At 62.7% G+C, this 12,376-nt stretch carries 12 protein-coding genes; 9 read left to right on the top strand and 3 right to left on the bottom strand.

Annotated features, from left to right (window positions below; all coding sequences use genetic code 11):
- Positions 1-44: 44 nt before the first annotated feature.
- Both AC3EMP_RS03180 and AC3EMP_RS03175 read right to left on the bottom strand, forming a co-directional pair.
- On the bottom strand, positions 45-206 hold the full coding sequence (locus AC3EMP_RS03180; protein ID WP_023671746.1) for a DUF1328 family protein: 162 nt from the start codon (positions 204-206) through the stop codon (positions 45-47).
- A 98-nt stretch (positions 207-304) separates the two neighbouring features.
- Positions 305-871: a hypothetical protein gene (locus AC3EMP_RS03175; protein WP_023671747.1), complete on the bottom strand. Its 567-nt coding sequence runs from the start codon at positions 869-871 to the stop codon at positions 305-307.
- A gap of 434 nt (positions 872-1,305) precedes the next feature.
- On the opposite strand from AC3EMP_RS03175, the gene AC3EMP_RS03170 reads away from it, so the two are divergent.
- Positions 1,306-1,845 (top strand): protease inhibitor Inh/omp19 family protein, encoded by a 540-nt coding sequence (locus AC3EMP_RS03170; protein ID WP_023687689.1) that lies wholly within the window; start codon positions 1,306-1,308, stop codon positions 1,843-1,845.
- A 30-nt stretch (positions 1,846-1,875) separates the two neighbouring features.
- Complete coding sequence (gene zapE, locus AC3EMP_RS03165; RefSeq protein WP_352713024.1) at positions 1,876-3,060, top strand: cell division protein ZapE; 1,185 nt, start codon at positions 1,876-1,878, stop codon at positions 3,058-3,060.
- Between the two features lie 207 nt (positions 3,061-3,267).
- Here zapE and AC3EMP_RS03160 read toward each other — a convergent pair whose 3' ends face one another.
- Positions 3,268-3,696 (bottom strand): GNAT family N-acetyltransferase, encoded by a 429-nt coding sequence (locus AC3EMP_RS03160; protein WP_023670542.1) that lies wholly within the window; start codon positions 3,694-3,696, stop codon positions 3,268-3,270.
- A 234-nt stretch (positions 3,697-3,930) separates the two neighbouring features.
- Here AC3EMP_RS03160 and mdh point away from each other — a divergent pair, with 234 nt between their 5' ends.
- The 7 genes from mdh to odhB all read left to right on the top strand — a co-directional run bounded on the left by mdh (position 3,931) and on the right by odhB (position 12,374).
- Complete coding sequence (gene mdh, locus AC3EMP_RS03155) at positions 3,931-4,899, top strand: malate dehydrogenase (RefSeq protein WP_023670541.1); 969 nt, start codon at positions 3,931-3,933, stop codon at positions 4,897-4,899.
- A gap of 33 nt (positions 4,900-4,932) precedes the next feature.
- A complete protein-coding gene (sucC, locus tag AC3EMP_RS03150) occupies positions 4,933-6,126 on the top strand; it encodes an ADP-forming succinate--CoA ligase subunit beta (RefSeq protein WP_023726041.1) in 1,194 nt (397 codons plus the stop codon).
- 6 nt (positions 6,127-6,132) lie between these two features.
- Complete coding sequence (locus AC3EMP_RS03145; RefSeq protein ID WP_023706740.1) at positions 6,133-6,504, top strand: cupin domain-containing protein; 372 nt, start codon at positions 6,133-6,135, stop codon at positions 6,502-6,504.
- Between the two features lie 3 nt (positions 6,505-6,507).
- Positions 6,508-6,999 (top strand): DUF1579 family protein, encoded by a 492-nt coding sequence (locus AC3EMP_RS03140; protein ID WP_352713027.1) that lies wholly within the window; start codon positions 6,508-6,510, stop codon positions 6,997-6,999.
- Between the two features lie 12 nt (positions 7,000-7,011).
- The gene (gene sucD / locus AC3EMP_RS03135; RefSeq protein ID WP_023805930.1) at positions 7,012-7,917 is read left to right on the top strand and encodes a succinate--CoA ligase subunit alpha; all 906 of its coding nucleotides are present in this window, start codon (positions 7,012-7,014) and stop codon (positions 7,915-7,917) included.
- Between the two features lie 128 nt (positions 7,918-8,045).
- Positions 8,046-11,033 (top strand): 2-oxoglutarate dehydrogenase E1 component, encoded by a 2,988-nt coding sequence (locus tag AC3EMP_RS03130; RefSeq protein WP_023670536.1) that lies wholly within the window; start codon positions 8,046-8,048, stop codon positions 11,031-11,033.
- A gap of 48 nt (positions 11,034-11,081) precedes the next feature.
- Entirely contained in the window at positions 11,082-12,374 is a 1,293-nt protein-coding gene (gene odhB, locus AC3EMP_RS03125) for a 2-oxoglutarate dehydrogenase complex dihydrolipoyllysine-residue succinyltransferase (protein WP_352713031.1), read from the top strand.
- The last annotated feature ends 2 nt before the right edge of the window (positions 12,375-12,376 follow it).

Raw genomic sequence — 12,376 nt, 5'->3', positions numbered from 1 at the left:
GCTATATGGCGGAAACGGGCGGGAATTACCAGTGTGGGCTGCGTCTAGGTTACCGCGAAAACGCCGAGTACGATCAGCAGGAAGATGACGAGAACGATGCCGATCAGCAGGCGCGCGCCGGTGGCGGCGGCACCGGCCAGCGCCGGCATGCCGAGCAGGCTGGCGGCGGCAGCAACGATCAGAAGAATGATGATCCATTTGATCATGGACAATGCCTCGCAAATTGACTGGCCTGCAGCCGGCTTAAGAACGCATCTGCCGCGCTCTGGTTCCCTTGCCGCGAGGCTCTTTCCGCCTGGGCGCGCTATTCGGCAATCTCGAAGTCGGTCGTGAAAGGCGCCGTCTTTTGCGAGTTCTCGTCATGCATGAGGAAATCCGCGCGGTATTTGCCGGGGGGAACGCCATCCAGGGAGACGTTTAATTTGAAGAACATCTCTCGGTTATGCGAGCGCGAGGCGAGCTGGACCCGGCCAAGCTTTTCGACGGTTCCCAGCTTCTCGCCCGACTGGGAAAGCACGGTAAGGTCAACGTAAAGCGCGATCTGGTTGTTGCCGAGCCCATCCGAGCCGTAGCCGTAACCGACCGGCTCCATATAAAGCACAATCTCTTCGCCCGGCTTGTAGACATGGTTCGGGCGCTCGGCGTAGGCGCCGAACCCGCTGGCCGACAGGATATGCTTCACATTTTGCACGCCAAGCGGCATCGCTTGCCACAGAGCGTCCTCGGCGCTGCGGAATTTGTCCAGCGCGCCGGCGCCATCACCCGCCTGCAGTGCCTTTTCGGCTTCAGCGGCGCGATCGGAGATTTCGCCCGCGAAAGCGGCCGGCGTCGAAATTACCAGCGCGATCAAAACTGCCAAGATTGATTTCATCTGTTCCCCCTGTTGCGATAGAACATCGGCTAAAACGGCAGTGCCGTAAACGGCCAAATGCAGACTTCAGCCGCGCTCGATCTCGGGAACGTCCCAAAGCTCGCCCGGACGGAAGGCGCGAAACCGCTCACGCGCCAGGCCTTGCGCCTCAAGCGCTTCAGTCAGTTTTGCGCCGGCAGTTGCGCTCGACCGCCGATGCGCCGACCTGCTGCGGGCTCCGGTGCCGCTTTCGCAACCAATGTACCGGTTGGAACCGCGCTAGAGAGAAGACATGCCTTTTGTCCGCCAGCCATTTTGCGACAAATTTACAACAATTCGTGGTGCAAACCCTATTTTAACCATATCGGGTTGAAATTTCGCCACCTTCTCCATCTTGGTGAGGGGTGAGATTGTGCGGACGGCTTCCCCCCCAGCCGGATCCGACGGAGGTTTGAATGATTTTTTCGAGAAGCGGGCTGATGGCCGTATCGCTGGCAGCGCTCGTTGCGAGCGGCTGTTCGACCTCGCGTTTTTCATCGATGGATGACCAGCAGCCCGCCCCGCTGCAGCCCGCGCCCGCCGGCACGGTGAGCGGAAGCCAACTGCCGCCCCCGGCAGCGCCGGGCACCACCGACCCATCGCAATTCCCGACCGCGCCGGCAGGCGCGCAGGTCGCCTCGCTGCCGCCGGACGGATCGGCGCCGGCCGGAGCCTCCGACCTTACCGCTGCGAGCGTTGCCGGCGTTTGGAACGCCAGCGTGTCCGGACAGAGCTGCAAGGTGGCGACGCCGCAGACCAAATTCGGCGCCGGCTTCCGCGCCGGGCCGCTGCATTGCCCGCCGCCCATCGACGGCATCAAATCGTGGAACGTCGCCGGCAAGCAGCTGACGCTCTATGACGAGAATGGCGGCACGCTGGCGCGGCTCTATTCCTCGGGCGGTTCGAAATTCGACGGCCAGACTACCAACGGCTTGCCGATATCGCTTACAAGATAGGCTGCCTATCCCTAGACAGCGACGTGACCGATGCATCTGCGTGACGGCCTCCAGACCCATGCGACCGTCAGGCAGCGCTACGACCATCTGGTCGCAACCGGCGCCATCGAGCGCGATGCGGCGCAGGAGCGCATCGCCGCCGCGCTCGACCGGCTGACAGACGAGATCTCGGTCAAGCGGCTGGCGCACAAGTCGAGCGCGCTCGGCTGGCTGTTTGCCCGCAAGCGCGAGACGCGCGAGGTCGTCAAGGGCCTCTACATTCATGGCGGCGTCGGTCGCGGCAAGACCATGCTGATGGATATGTTCTTCGAGCTGTTGCCGGTCAGGCGCAAGCGCCGCGTTCATTTCAACGACTTCATGGCCGATGTGCAGGACCGCATCCAGAAGCACCGGCAGGCGCGCAAGAACGGCGACGTCAAGGAGGACGACCCGATCCCGCCGGTCGCGCTTCAGCTTGCCGAACAGGCCTGGGTGCTGTGCTTCGATGAGTTTTCGGTCACCGACATTGCCGATGCGATGGTCCTGTCGCGGCTGTTTTCGGCGCTGTTCGCCAATGGCGTGGTTCTAGTCGCCACCTCGAATGTCGCGCCGCAAGACCTTTATCGCGACGGGCTGAACCGCCAACTCTTCCTGCCCTTCATCAGCATTCTCGAGCGCCACGCCCATGTGCTGACGCTTGATGCCGACAAGGACTACAGGCTGGAAAAGCTTGCCCGCACGCCTGTCTATGTCACGCCGGCGGATGTCGAAGCCGATCGTATGCTCGACGAAGCCTGGCAGGCGATGACGCACGGGGCGGCAACGGCCGAGACCGCGCTGACGCTCAAGGGGCGGCAAGTGAGGATACCGGCTGCCGCCGGGGATGCAGCGCGGTTTTCCTTCGCCGACCTCTGCGAAAAGCCGCTCGGCGCACGCGATTTTCTGGCGATTGCCGGCCGCTTCTCGACCGTCTTCATCGATCACGTGCCGGTGCTGGGCGAAGGCAAGCGCAACGAGGCCAAGCGCTTCATCCTCCTGATAGACACGCTCTACGATCATCACACGCGGCTGGTGGTAAGCGCCGACGCCTCGCCGCCTGAGCTCTATACGGCCAGGCGCGGCGTCGAGGTGTTCGAATTCGAACGCACCGCCTCGCGGCTGATCGAGATGCAAAGCCGCGACTGGCTGGAGGACTGGGCGGAACGGCAGAAGGACAACGCGGAAGCGCAGGTCTGAGGGTTCCAAGAGGTCATTATGTAGTGATCCTTCGCCCCCCTCTGTCCTGCCGGAGATCTCCCCCACACGGGGGGAGATCGGCGGTTTCGGCGCTCCGCTCATTCCTGCGGCCATTGGAGATTGGCGAAAGGTCGCGTGACGTCCGGTCTCCCCTCTCGTGGGGGAGATGCCTGGCAAGGCAGAGGGGGGGCGCTGTCCCGCCGACGCCTAAAGCTCATACACATACATCTCAAACGACTCCGCCGGCCCATGCACCTCCCTGCGCGATTCATAAAGCGCCCGCGCTGGAACATTGTCCGGTTCGGTGCCGACCCAGGCTTCGCCGCATCCCTGCTCGCGGCCGAGCGCGAACATGGCGTCGAGCATCTTTCGCGCGATGCCATGGCGCTGGAAGGCCGGCGAGACGCCGACTTCGTCGATGTAGAGTTCGGTCACCTTGTCGGGATGGCGGTGGATGATGGCAGCGCATTGGCCGACGACGACGCCGTCTGCCAGCGCGACAATCATTAAATGACCCGGCGAGGCGAGGTAAGCGGCAAGCCTGTCGGCCCGCACCGGCTCGTCGAACACGTCTTCGGCGATGCGCTTCACAAGGGCGTCATCGCCTGGACAGAGTCTTCTGATTTCCACGTTCATTGTATAAAACCTCTCAAGTCGGCCTACAAACTTTGACGTTTACGTAAACCCCAATGTTTCTAACCGATTGAAATTATTCACTCGAAAATAATCGATTGAATATATTTTCCACCAGGGCTACTGGATGCGGCGAAATCTCGCTGAGACCACAGCATTCCGGCCTCTTCCTCGACGCCGTCAACCAGATCACCAGAGATTTGGGCGTCGTCACAGACAAAGGGAAAATTTCCTCACATGGCACGCAACAAGATAGCGCTTATCGGCTCCGGCATGATCGGCGGCACGCTCGCTCACATGATCGGCCTCAAGGACCTCGGCGACGTGGTGCTGTTCGATATTGCCGAGGGCATTCCGCAAGGCAAGGGGCTCGATATCGCGCAGTCTTCGCCGGTCGACGGTTTTGACTCCCGGCTGACCGGCGTCAATGATTATGCCGGGATCGAGGGCGCCGATGTCTGCATCGTCACTGCCGGCGTGCCGCGCAAGCCGGGTATGAGCCGCGACGATCTGCTGGGCATCAACCTCAAGGTCATGGAACAGGTCGGCGCAGGGCTGAAGAAATACGCGCCCAAGGCTTTCGTCATCTGCATCACCAACCCGCTCGACGCCATGGTCTGGGCGCTGCAGAAGTTTTCCGGCCTGCCCAAGACCCATGTCGTCGGCATGGCCGGCGTGCTCGACAGCGCGCGCTTCCGCTATTTCCTGGCCGAGGAGTTCAAGGTCTCGGTCGAGGACGTCACCGCCTTCGTGCTCGGCGGCCACGGTGATTCCATGGTGCCGATGATCCGCTACTCCACGGTTTCGGGCATTCCGTTGCCGGACCTCATCAAGATGGGCTGGACCTCGAAGGAAAAGCTCGACCAGATCGTGCAGCGCACCCGCGACGGCGGCGCCGAGATCGTCGGCTTGTTGAAGACCGGCTCGGCCTTCTACGCCCCGGCAGCCTCGGCCATCTCGATGGCCGAATCCTACCTCAAGGACAAGAAGCGCGTGCTGCCTTGCGCTGCGCATCTCTCGGGCCAGTATGGCGTCAAGGGCACCTATGTCGGCGTTCCCGTTGTCATCGGCGCCGGCGGCGTCGAGCGCATCATCGAGATCGACCTCAACAAGGCCGAGCAGAAGATGTTCGACGCTTCGGTGGCGACGGTGCAGGGCCTGACCGAGGCCTGCGTCAAGATCGCCCCGCACCTCGCCTCGAAGTAATCCCCCAAAGCAGCCGATCCGGAGACCGTCCAGATGAACATCCATGAATATCAAGGCAAGGCGCTGCTGAAGTCGTTTGGCGCGCCGGTGGCCGAAGGCGTGCCGGTGTTCAAGGCAAGCGAAGCGGAAGCCGCGGCACAAGCGCTTCCCGGTCCGCTCTATGTGGTGAAGAGCCAAATCCATGCCGGCGGCCGCGGCAAGGGGAAGTTCAAGGAACTGTCGCCCGACGCAAAGGGCGGCGTGCGGCTGGCTAAGTCGGTTGCCGAAGTCGTTGCCAACGCCAATGAGATGCTCGGCCACACGCTGGTGACCAAGCAGACCGGCCCCGCCGGCAAGCAGGTCAACCGCCTCTATATCGAGGACGGCGCCGACATCGATCGCGAGCTTTATCTGTCGATCCTGGTCGACCGCTCGGTCGGCCGCATCGCTTTCGTCGTCTCGACCGAGGGCGGCATGGACATTGAAGGCGTCGCCCACGACACACCGGAAAAGATCATCACCCGCGCCATCGATCCGCTGGCCGGCGTGACGACCATCGACGTCGACATATTGGTGGAAGCGCTGGGCCTCACCGGCGATGCCGCCAAGGATGCCGGCACGCTGTTCCCGATCCTCTACAAGGCCTTTGTCGAGAAGGACATGAGCCTGCTCGAGGTCAACCCGCTGATCGTGATGAAAAACGGCCGCCTGCGCGTGCTGGACGCCAAGGTGTCGTTCGACAACAACGCTCTCTTCCGCCACCCCGAACTGATGGAACTGCGCGACACCACCGAAGAGGACGAGAAGGAGATCGAGGCGTCGAAATACGACCTCGCCTATGTCGCGCTCGACGGCAATATCGGCTGCATGGTCAATGGCGCCGGCCTCGCCATGGCGACTATGGACATCATCAAGCTCTACGGCGCCGAGCCCGCCAACTTCCTCGATGTCGGCGGCGGCGCGTCGAAGGAGAAGGTGACGGCGGCGTTCAAGATCATCACCAAGGATCCGGCCGTCAAAGGCATACTGATCAACATCTTCGGCGGCATCATGAAGTGCGACATCATCGCCGAGGGCGTCATTGCCGCAGTCAAGGAAGTCGGCCTGGAAGTGCCGCTGGTGGTGCGTCTTGAAGGCACCAATGCCGAGCTCGGCAAGAAGATCATCAACGACAGCGGCCTGAACGTGGTGTCGGCCGACGATCTCGATGACGCAGCCAAGAAGATCGTGGCGGCGGTGAAGGGCTGAAGGCGAATGCCTCCGCGCAAGATAAACCTGGTCGAGGCGGCGGATCGAACGATCACCAAGGTCTTCGATCCGCATATCGCCGGCGACGTCAATGACAGCCAGGCGAAGGTCGCCAAGTTCGGCGAGACCTTCGACTGGCATGCACATGAGCATGAGGACGAGGCTTTTCTCGTGCTGCGGGGCAAGATCGCCATCGATTTTCGCGACGGCCCGGTCGAGCTCGGCGAGGGCGATTTCATTGTCGTGCCGAAGGGCGTCGAGCACCGGCCGCGGTCGCTGACCGCCGAGCCGGTGGTGCTGATGTTCGAGCCGGCAACGACGCTCAACACCGGCAACGCCAAGAGCGACCTCACCGTCTCCGACCTGAAGCGGCTCTGACCCATGAACGCGTTCTCCTTGCTCTCGGCCGATCACCAGCGCCTGCAGGCGCTGGTCGGCGCGTGGCGCGGCGAGGAAGAGGTGGCGGAAACACAATGGGCCGATGGTGGACCGGCGACGTCGGAAGTGCTGGGGGAGGCACAGTTCGGCGGCCTGTTCGTGGTGCAGCGCTATCGCCAGCGCCGCGACGGCACGGTCTCGTTCGGCTCGCACTCAGTGTTCGGATTCGATCAGCAAAACAGCCTCGTCACCATGCACCAGTTCGATTCCATGGGCTTTGTGCCGGCCTCGCCGGCCACAGGCGCATGGAACGGCAGCGAGCTCACTCTTGATCGGTCGTCGCCGCGCGGTTCCGCGCGGATCACATATATTTTCGACAATGCCGATGCCTACCGCATGCGATTGCATTTCAAACCTGCCGGCAGCGACAGCTGGCAAGACATGGTGAGCGGCGTCTACCGGCGCGTCTCGCCTTCCTCGATCAACGGTTTTTAGAAAAGGGCTCCGATGTCCATTCTCATCGACAAGAACACCAAGGTGCTGGTGCAGGGCCTGACCGGCAAGACCGGCACGTTCCACACCGAACAGGCGCTGGCCTATCACGGCACCAGGATGGTGGGCGGTATCCATCCAAAGAAGGGTGGCGAGACCTGGACCGGCGCCAAGGGCGAAAACCTGCCGATCTTCGCCTCGGTCGCCGAGGGCAAGGAAAAGACCGGCGCCAACGCCTCGGTCGTCTATGTGCCGCCGACGGGCGCCGCCGAAGCCATCCTCGAAGCCATCGAAGCCGAGATCCCGCTGATCGTCTGCATCACCGAAGGCATTCCGGTGATGGACATGGTCAGGGTCAAGGCGCGGCTCGACCGCTCGACCTCGCGGCTGATCGGCCCGAACTGCCCCGGCGTGCTCACCCCCGACGAATGCAAGATCGGCATCATGCCCGGCAACATCTTCCGCAAAGGCTCGGTCGGCGTTGTTTCGCGCTCGGGAACGCTTACCTATGAGGCAGTGTTCCAGACCACAAATGTCGGCCTCGGCCAGACGACCGCCGTCGGTATCGGCGGCGACCCCGTCAAAGGCACCGAGTTCATCGACGTGCTCGAGATGTTCCTCGCCGACGACGAGACCAAGTCGATCATCATGATCGGCGAGATCGGCGGTTCGGCCGAGGAAGACGCCGCGCAGTTCCTCAAGGACGAGGCCAAACGCGGCCGCAAAAAGCCGATGGCGGGCTTCATCGCCGGGCGCACCGCGCCGGCCGGTCGCACCATGGGCCATGCGGGCGCGGTCATCTCCGGCGGCAAGGGCGGCGCGGAAGACAAGATCGCGGCGATGGAATCGGCCGGCATTAAAGTATCGCCATCGCCAGCGCGTCTGGGCACGACGCTGGTCGAGGCGATCAAGGCCAAGTGAGTAGCGAGTAGTGAATAGCGAATAGGGAAAAGAGAGTAACGGCGCGACCCGGGAAAAATCCCTACTCGCTATTCGCTACTCACTATTCGCTTTTGAAAAGGAGACGGAGCCAGGCTCCGCGGACAAAAATGGCAAGACAAGATCAGGCCAACGACCAATTTTCGCTCACCTCTTTCCTCTATGGCGGCAATGCCGACTATATCGACGCGCTGTACGCGTCCTATGAGGATGATCCAGAGTCGGTAAACCCCGAATGGCAGGATTTTTTCGCCGGGCTGAAGGACGACGCCGGCGATGTGCGCAAGAACGCCAAGGGCGCTTCCTGGGCAAAGCCCTCCTGGCCGCTGCAGGCCAATGGCGAACTGGTGTCGGCGCTCGACGGCAATTGGGGCATCGTCGAGAAGCATCTGGAAAAGAAGGTCAAGGACAAGGCGGTCACCAATGGCGTCGTGCTGTCGGATGCCGACGTGCATCAGGCGACGCGCGATTCGGTGCGCGCCATCATGATGATCCGCGCCTTCCGCATGCGCGGCCATCTGCATGCCAATCTCGACCCGCTCGGCATCGCCAAGCCGCTTGAGGACTATAACGAGCTGTCCCCGGAGAATTACGGTTTCACCGCAGCCGACTACGACCGGCCGATCTTCCTCGACAATGTGCTCGGCCTCGAATTCGGCACCATCCGGCAGATGCTGGAGATCCTGACCCGCACCTATTGCTCGACGCTCGGTGTCGAGTTCATGCACATTTCCGACCCCGAGGAGAAGGCCTGGATCCAGGCGCGCATCGAGGGTGCCGACAAGGAGATTTCCTTCACCGCTACGGGAAAAAAAGCGATCCTGCAGAAGCTGGTCGAGGCCGAAGGCTTCGAGCAGTTCATCGATGTCAAGTACAAGGGTACCAAGCGCTTCGGCCTCGATGGCAGCGAAGGCCTGATCCCGGCGCTGGAGCAGATCATCAAGCGCGGCGGCCAGCTCGGCATGAAGGAGATCGTGCTCGGCATGGCGCATCGCGGCCGGCTGAACGTGCTGTCCCAGGTGATGGCCAAGCCGCACCGCGCCATCTTCCACGAGTTCAAGGGCGGCTCGGCCGCTCCTGACGAGGTCGAGGGCTCGGGCGACGTCAAGTACCATCTCGGCGCCTCGTCGGACCGCGAATTCGACGGCAACAAGGTGCATCTGTCGCTGACCGCCAATCCTTCGCATCTGGAAATCGTCGATCCGGTTGTGATGGGCAAGGCGCGCGCCAAGCAGGACTATCTGTTCGGCCGCAGCCGCGAGGAGATCGTGCCGCTGGAAGAGCGCGCCAAGGTGCTGCCGCTGCTTCTGCATGGCGACGCCGCCTTTGCTGGCCAGGGCGTAATCGCGGAAATTCTCGGCCTGTCGGGCCTGCGCGGCCACCGCGTCGCCGGCACGCTGCATTTCATCATCAACAACCAGATCGGCTTCACCACCAATCCGCGCTTCTCGCGCTCGTCGCCTTATCCGTCCGACGTCGCCAAGATGATCGAGGCGCCGATCTTCCACGTCAATGGCGACGACCCGGAAGCGGTGGTGCATGCCACCAAGGTGGCGATCGAATTTCGCATGAAGTTCCACAAGCCGGTGGTGGTGGACATGTTCTGCTATCGCCGCTTCGGCCACAATGAGGGCGACGAACCGGCCTTCACGCAGCCGATCATGTACGCCAACATCCGCAACCACAAGACGACGGTGCAGATCTATGGCGACCGGCTGATCGCCGAGGGCCATATCAGCCAGGCCGAACTCGACAAGATGAAGGCCGACTGGCGCGCCCATCTGGAGTCCGAATGGGAAGTCGGCCAGCACTACAAGCCCAACAAGGCCGACTGGCTGGACGGCGCCTGGTCTGGTTTGCGCACCGCCGACAACCAGGACGAACAGCGCCGCGGCAAGACCGCCGTGCCGGTCAAGGTGCTGAAGGACATCGGCAAGAAACTGACCGAGGTGCCGAAAGGTTTCGAGGCGCACAAGACCATCATCCGCTTCCTCGAAAACCGCCGCCAGGCGATCGACTCCGGCGAAGGCATCGACTGGTCGACGGCCGAGGCGCTGGCCTTCGGCGCCATCCTGCTCGACGGCAATCCGATCCGGCTCTCCGGCCAGGATTCAGAACGCGGCACCTTCTCGCAGCGCCATTCCGTGCTCTACGACCAGCGCGACGAGACCCGCTACATCCCGCTCAACAATCTCTCGGCCGCACAGGCCGGCTACGAAGTCATCAACTCGATGCTGTCGGAAGAGGCGGTGCTCGGCTTCGAGTATGGCTACAGCCTGGCCGAGCCTAAGGCGCTGACGCTCTGGGAAGCGCAGTTCGGCGATTTCGCCAACGGCGCCCAGGTGGTGTTCGACCAGTTTATCTCGTCGGGCGAGCGCAAGTGGCTGCGCATGTCGGGCCTGGTCTGCCTGCTGCCGCATGGCTATGAGGGCCAGGGGCCGGAACATTCCTCGGCCCGGCTCGAGCGTTTCCTGCAGCTCTGCGCCGAAGACAATATGCAAGTCGCCAACTGCACCACGCCGGCAAACTACTTCCACATATTGCGCCGGCAACTGAAGCGCGACTTCCGCAAGCCGCTGATCCTGATGACGCCGAAGTCGCTGCTGCGCCACAAGCGGGCAGTGTCGACGCTGCCGGAGATTTCGGGCGAAAGCTCGTTCCACCGGCTGTTGTGGGACGACGCCCAGCTGTTGCAGAACCAGGCGATCAAGCTCACCAAGGATTCCAAAATCCGCCGCGTCGTGCTGTGCTCGGGCAAGGTCTATTACGACCTGTACGAGGAACGCGAGAAGCGCGGCATCAACGACATCTATCTCTTGCGCGTCGAACAGCTCTATCCGTTCCCGGCCAAGGCGCTGATCACCGAACTGTCGCGCTTCCGCAATGCCGAGATGGTGTGGTGCCAGGAGGAACCCAAGAATATGGGCGCCTGGTCGTTCATCGATCCGTATCTGGAATGGGTGCTGGCTCATATCGACGCCAAGCACCAGCGGGTGCGCTATACCGGACGTCCTGCGGCGGCATCGCCGGCGACCGGCTTGATGTCGAAGCATTTGGCGCAGCTCGCCGCCCTGCTCGAAGACGCGCTCGGCGAATAGAACAAACCCGGCGAATAGAACAGACAGAGAAGAAACGGAACAGGCACAATGGCTACCGAAATCCGCGTTCCCACTCTCGGCGAATCCGTCACCGAGGCGACCATCGGCAAGTGGTTCAAGAAGGTCGGCGATGCCATTGCCGTCGACGAGCCGCTGGTCGAGCTCGAAACCGACAAGGTGACGGTGGAGGTGCCTGCCGCCGCCGCCGGCACGCTGGGCGAGATCACCGCCAAGGAAGGCGAGACCGTCGGCGTCGGCGCGTTGCTGGGTTCGATCTCGGCAGGCGTCGCCACGGCCGCCCCGGCGTCCAAGCAGGAGACCAAGCCGCAAGCGGTGTCGCAGGCTTCGAGCCCGGACGCAGCGCACACGACCAGGCAGGCTGCGGCTGAGACCGCCAAGATAGCCGGCGACGCCGGGCCGGTCGAGCCGCGCACCATGCCGCCGGCGCCAGCTGCCGCGAAGCTGATCGCCGAGAACAATCTGTCGGTCGACCAGGTTTCCGGGTCGGGCAAGCGCGGCCAGGTGCTGAAGGGCGATGTGCTCGACGCGATTTCCAAGGGCGCGCCGTCGCAGCCGGCCGAAATTCCGAAGGCCGCACCGGCTCCGGTCGCCGTGCGTGCGCCGTCTTCGGGCGACGATGCGTCGCGCGAGGAGCGCGTGCGCATGACCAAGCTGCGCCAGACCATTGCGCGCCGGCTGAAGGAAGCGCAGTCGACCGCCGCCATGCTGACCACCTTCAACGAGGTCGACATGTCGGCGGTGATGGCGCTCAGGACCAAGTACAAGGACATCTTCGAGAAGAAGCACGGCGTGAAGCTCGGCTTCATGGGCTTCTTCACCAAGGCCGTCACCCACGCCTTGAAGGAGATCCCCTCGGTCAATGCCGAGATCGACGGCACCGACATCATCTTCAAGAACTATGCCCATATCGGCGTCGCCGTCGGCACCGAAAAGGGCCTCGTCGTGCCGGTGGTGCGCGACGCCGATCAGATGTCGATTGCCGAAATAGAGAAGGATATCGGCCGGCTGGGCATCGCCGCACGCGACGGCAAGCTGTCGGTCGCCGACATGCAGGGTGGTACGTTCACCATCTCCAATGGCGGCGTTTACGGCTCACTGATGTCGACGCCGATCCTCAATGCGCCGCAGTCCGGCATTTTGGGCATGCACAAGATCCAGGACCGGCCGGTCGTGGTCGGCGGCCAGATCGTGATCCGGCCGATGATGTACTTGGCGCTGAGCTACGATCACCGTATCGTCGACGGCAAGGAAGCCGTGACCTTCCTGGTCCGCGTCAAGGATAGCCTGGAGGATCCCGAACGGCTGGTGCTTGATTTGTGATC

The organism is Mesorhizobium sp. P160219 (assembly GCF_057786095.1).
Note: the sequence above shows the minus strand (reverse complement) of the source record. Positions and strands in the feature narration are given on the sequence as shown.